Source organism: Microbacterium sp. B19 (assembly GCF_000333395.1).
Lineage (GTDB): Bacteria > Actinomycetota > Actinomycetes > Actinomycetales > Microbacteriaceae > Microbacterium.
In genome coordinates, this window is record NZ_BADA01000014.1 from 1 (window position 1) to 4,559 (window position 4,559).

At 69.2% G+C, this 4,559-nt stretch carries 7 protein-coding genes; 3 read left to right on the forward strand and 4 right to left on the reverse strand.

Going from position 1 to position 4,559, the window contains the following annotated elements:
- A partial coding sequence (locus I5G_RS19650) for an amylo-alpha-1,6-glucosidase (RefSeq protein ID WP_036325449.1) occupies positions 1–638 on the forward strand: 638 nt, incomplete at its 5' end.
- A 97-nt stretch (positions 639–735) separates the two neighbouring features.
- On the opposite strand, the gene I5G_RS00275 is transcribed toward I5G_RS19650, so the two are convergent.
- Positions 736–1,212, reverse strand: coding sequence for a YbaK/EbsC family protein (locus I5G_RS00275; RefSeq protein WP_022877261.1), 477 nt, complete (start codon positions 1,210–1,212; stop codon positions 736–738).
- Between the two features lie 115 nt (positions 1,213–1,327).
- On the opposite strand from I5G_RS00275, the gene I5G_RS00280 reads away from it, so the two are divergent.
- Positions 1,328–2,395, forward strand: a complete 1,068-nt coding sequence (locus I5G_RS00280) for a Glu/Leu/Phe/Val dehydrogenase family protein (RefSeq protein WP_026095528.1) — start codon at positions 1,328–1,330, stop codon at positions 2,393–2,395.
- 50 nt (positions 2,396–2,445) lie between these two features.
- On the opposite strand, the gene I5G_RS00285 is transcribed toward I5G_RS00280, so the two are convergent.
- From I5G_RS00285 to I5G_RS00295, 3 genes are all read right to left on the reverse strand, one after another.
- Positions 2,446–2,784, reverse strand: coding sequence for an Lsr2 family protein (locus I5G_RS00285; protein ID WP_022877263.1), 339 nt, complete (start codon positions 2,782–2,784; stop codon positions 2,446–2,448).
- A gap of 83 nt (positions 2,785–2,867) precedes the next feature.
- Positions 2,868–3,596: an acetolactate decarboxylase gene (gene budA, locus I5G_RS00290; protein WP_036325451.1), complete on the reverse strand. Its 729-nt coding sequence runs from the start codon at positions 3,594–3,596 to the stop codon at positions 2,868–2,870.
- Positions 3,597–3,633: 37 nt separating this feature from the next.
- Complete coding sequence (locus I5G_RS00295; protein WP_026095530.1) at positions 3,634–3,981, reverse strand: Lsr2 family protein; 348 nt, start codon at positions 3,979–3,981, stop codon at positions 3,634–3,636.
- Positions 3,982–4,141: 160 nt separating this feature from the next.
- On the opposite strand from I5G_RS00295, the gene I5G_RS19655 reads away from it, so the two are divergent.
- A partial coding sequence (locus tag I5G_RS19655; RefSeq protein ID WP_036325452.1) for an amino acid permease occupies positions 4,142–4,559 on the forward strand: 418 nt, incomplete at its 3' end.

The following is a 4,559-nucleotide window of genomic DNA, read 5'->3' on the forward strand; positions in this document are numbered from 1 at the left end:
CCCTGTGCGAGGTGCAGGGGTATGCGTACGAGGCCGCTCTCGCCGGTGCGGAACTGCTCGCGGAGTTCGGCGACGAACAGGATGCCGGTGACATCGCCTTCTGGCGCGAATGGGCCGCCGACCTGAAGACGCGCTTCGCCGCCGCTTACTGGATCGAGACCCCCGAGGGCCGCTACCCGGCCGTCGCGCTGGACCGCGAGAAACGGCCGGTCGACACCCTCACCAGCAACATCGGTCACCTGATCGGCACGGGAATCCTGGATGCCGCCGACGAGGCGCACATCGCGGAGCTGCTGCGGCGTTCCTCGATGTCCAGCGGTTTCGGCATCCGGACCATGTCGACCGGCGCCGCCGGCTACTGGCCGCTGTCGTACCACGGGGGCAGCGTGTGGGTGCACGACACCGCGATCGCCGTGCACGGGATGCGACGTGCGGGGCTGCTCGCCCCGGCGCGCGCCGTCGTCGCGGAACTGCTGGATGCCGCGGAGGGGTTCGCGTACCGCGTCCCCGAGCTGCACTCCGGCGATCCGCGCTCCGAGACCTCCGTCCCGACGCCGTATCCCGCCGCGTGCCGACCGCAGGCGTGGTCGGCGGCGGCCGCGGTGGTGTGCCTGACGGTGCTGGAGTCGCGGGACTGACCCGTTCGGTGTCCAGGACACGCAGACGGCGTCGCGGCGCGTCCGCGTGTCTTGGACACTGAACCATCAGCGCAGGGCCGCGCAGGGCCGCGCGGCGTCAGGCGACGGGCGCGACCGTCCCGTCCGTGAGGCGCACCAGCTCGTCGAAGGTCAGGGGAAATACGGTGTGGGGCGTTCCACCGGCGGCCCAGATCTGCGGGAACGCCGCGAGATCCTCGTCCACGATCGTCGTGAGCGGCGCCGGGTGACCGGTCGGCGCGACGCCGCCGATGGGCTGCCCCGTCGCGGCGAGCACCTGGTCCGGCGTCGCCCGGCGGATGCCGCCGCGCCCGAGTCGCGCGGCGAGAGCCGCCGTGTCGACCCGGTGCGCGCCACTGGTCATGACGAGCAACGGTTCGTCGTCGCTCCAGAACACGAGGCTGTTGGCGATCGCGCCCACGTCGATCCCGAGGGCTTCCGCGGCCAGGAGCGCGGTGTGCGCGGCATCGGGAAGGACGATGATCTCTCCGGTGATCCCCGCGCGCTCCAGCGCGGCGGCGACGAGACGGCTGCGGGCGGGAAGGGACTCGCTCATCGCGCCAGCATATTGCTCGCTCCCGCCCGGTCGTCGGCGACAATGGACAGGGATGCCGCAACGCCGCGGCATCCATGAGAGAGCCGCCCACAAGGCGACCGACCGAAGGATCGCGATGACCACCGCCCTGCCCCTGCCCGATTTCGCCCACGAGCGTGTGGAGGTGAGCACGGGGCGCCGCAGCGGCCTGTTCATCGCCGTCGCGCTGCACTCCTCCGTGCTCGGCTCCGCCCTCGGCGGCGCGCGCCTGTGGACCTACCCGCACTGGAGCGACGCGCTCGGCGACGCCCTGCGTCTTTCGGCCGCGATGACGTTGAAGAACGCCGCGGCGGGACTGGATGCCGGAGGCGGCAAGTCGGTCATCGGTCTGCCCGAGGGGACCGTGCTCGACGCCGACCGTCGCCGTGCCGCGTTCCTCGACCTGGGCGACGCCGTGGAGAGCCTGGGCGGCCTATACCGGACCGCGGAGGACGTCGGATCCACGACCGAGGACATGCTCGTCGTGAGCGAGCGGACGGCGCACGTCGTGGGCCTGCCCGACGCGGTCGGCGGATCGGGCGAGCCGGCGGGACCCACCAGCCTCGGCGTGTACGCGTCGCTCGTGGCGACGCTCGAGCGCGTGGTCGGGTCGGACGACGTCCGCGGACGCCGGATCACGATAGCCGGTCTGGGACAGGTCGGCGGTCGGTTGGCCGAACGCCTCGCCGCCGAGGGCGCCGTCCTCACCGTCACGGACGTGAACCCCGCCAAGCGGGCCCTGGCCGCGCAGCTCGGAGCTGCGTGGGTGGAGCCGGGAGACGCGCACCTCGTGCCCGCCGACGTCTTCGTCCCCGCGGGCATCGGTGGTGTGCTCACCGACGACGTGATCGACGCGCTCGACGCGCGCGCCGTGTGCGGTCCCGCGAACAACCCGTTGGCCGACCGGTCCGGCGCCGACCGCCTCGCCGCACGCGGCGTGCTCTACGCCCCCGACTTCGTCGTCAACGGCGGCGGCGTGATCTACCTGGACCTCACGGCCAAGCAGCTCGGCTCGCGCGAGTCGATCATGGCCCGCGTCGCGGGCATCGGCGACACTCTCCGCCGCGTGTTCGACGAGGCGGCGAGCCGTGGCGTGACGCCCCTTGCCGCCGCGGAGGGTCTCGCCGCCGAGCGGTTGCGGACGGGCGCCGGCGCGCTGGTCTGAAAGGAAAAGAACCCCGGATGCCGTCGCATCCGGGGTTCTTTCTTTGGGGGTCAGTGCGCGGCGTCGTACGCCTCGAGCACCGTCGCCGAGATACGCCCGCGGGAATTGATCGAGTAGCCGTTCGACTCGGCCCAGGCGCGGACATCGCCCAAGTCGCGAACGGAGGAGGAACGCGCCTTCGTCGCACGACGCGCGGGAGTCGGCGCGGAACCGAGCGGGCGACCGGCTGCCACGAACGGCTCGAACGCCGCGCGGAGCTTGGACGCATTGTCGGCGGAGAGGTCGATCTCGTACGCGCGACCTTCGACCGAGAAATGAATCGTTGTGCCGTCGTCGATGACGGATCCGTCGAGGTCGTCGATGAGCTGCGTGATCTGCTTTTTTGCCATGCCGCGATTGTAGATCCGGAGGATGGGTGAATTCCGTGAGCCGACGGCGAGTTCACCCGTCAAATAACCCCGTGCGTCCCGGTTCAATCATTCCCGGAAGAACGCCGCGCCCCGCCCTCGATTGCGGTGATGCGGTGGTCCTCGCCGTGAGTCAGTTCCGTCGACAGGAAATCCTCGTCCCGGGGCAGACGGAGCGAGAACTCGGAGAATGCCGAAATTCGAACGGTTGCCCGGTCGATCGCCACGTCGAGCACATGACCGCCCACCCGACGATCATCACTCAGATAGTGCAGATGCAGCCCGGCGACCGTGATTCCCTGGTATATGCGCGGCATCCAGAATCCGATCATCACTCCCGACTGATCGGCGCTCTCGGTTTCGACCTGCTCGGCCGCGACCTCGCCGAGCGGGCGAGGCTCTTCCTGCCGCCGAGTGACGCGCGTCCGGACGCGGGAGAAGACCCCCTCGATCCGGACGGCGTGAAACAGGTTCCGGCTGAGCAGCCGACCCTCGACCTCCGCCGTCACACCGTCGAGGTCCAGACGCCCGAGCACCTCGGCGGCCTTCTCGCCGAAGAAGCAGACGTCGACGAACGGCACGGCCTCGTCGTCGCGCATGCGCCGGGGTACGGCATCCGCGGTGCACTCGAAGGCCTCGCCGTCGAGGAGGATCACCTCTCCGCCGAGACCCTCGCAGCACCCGACGCCGGTGTCACCCCACCGCCGGACTTCCGAGATCGGAACACCGGAGGAGTAGACACCCTCCATGAGCGCGTCGAGCACCGCGAATTGCGTCACCGCACCCACGCTCACCGCGCGCGGTCCCCCGCCGAGCAGAGAATTCCCTTCCTCAGGAATTCGCCGCGCGGTAGGCCTCGAGGATGGGAGCAGGAATACGACCGCGGTCGCTCACCGTGTGGCCGTTCGCGCGCGCCCATTCCCGCACCGCTGCGAGATCGACATCGCCGGAGCGGCGCGAAGAACGCCCGCGACGCGGAGCCGCGGCCGACCGGCCGACGGCACGGGCCGCGTCGACGAACGGCGCGACGGCCGCATAGAACTTGTCCGCATTGCGGTCGGAGAGATCGATTTCGTAAGAACGACCTTCGATCGAGAAAGTGATCTGCTTTCCGCCGCCTTCTTCGAGGACGGTACCGTCGAGATCGTCGACAAGATGCGTGATGTGCTTAATCGCCATGATGCGAGAATGCTACACCTTTGACGCTATGAATCCCGTGCGCCTGTGGATGTGATATCGCAGTCTCGTCCAGATCGCCAGCGTTAGCGGCGCAGGGACGAAGGTACTAACGTCCTCGGGTGGCGTTCGGTCCGTAGCGCCAGGACGGAGGAAGTGACGGGTGAGCGTTTTTCGCACCAAGTCCATCGAGCAATCCATTGCCGATACCGATGAGCCGGAGTTCCGACTGAAGAAGTCGCTCAGCGCCCTGGACCTCACGGTCTTCGGGGTGGGCGTCGTCATCGGCGCCGGTATCTTCACCCTGACCGGACGCGCGGCCCACGACGTCGCGGGGCCGGCGATCGTGATCAGCTTCGTGGTCGCCGCCATCGCGTGCGGCCTCGCGGCGATGTGCTACGCCGAATTCGCCTCTACGGTTCCCGTGTCGGGCTCGGCGTACACCTTCTCCTATGCCTCCCTGGGCGAGCTGTTCGCGTGGATCATCGGATGGGACCTGATCCTCGAGATGTTCCTCGGAGCCAGTGTCGTCGCCCAGGGATGGAGTGCATACCTGAGCGCATTCCTCGAACAGCTCGGGA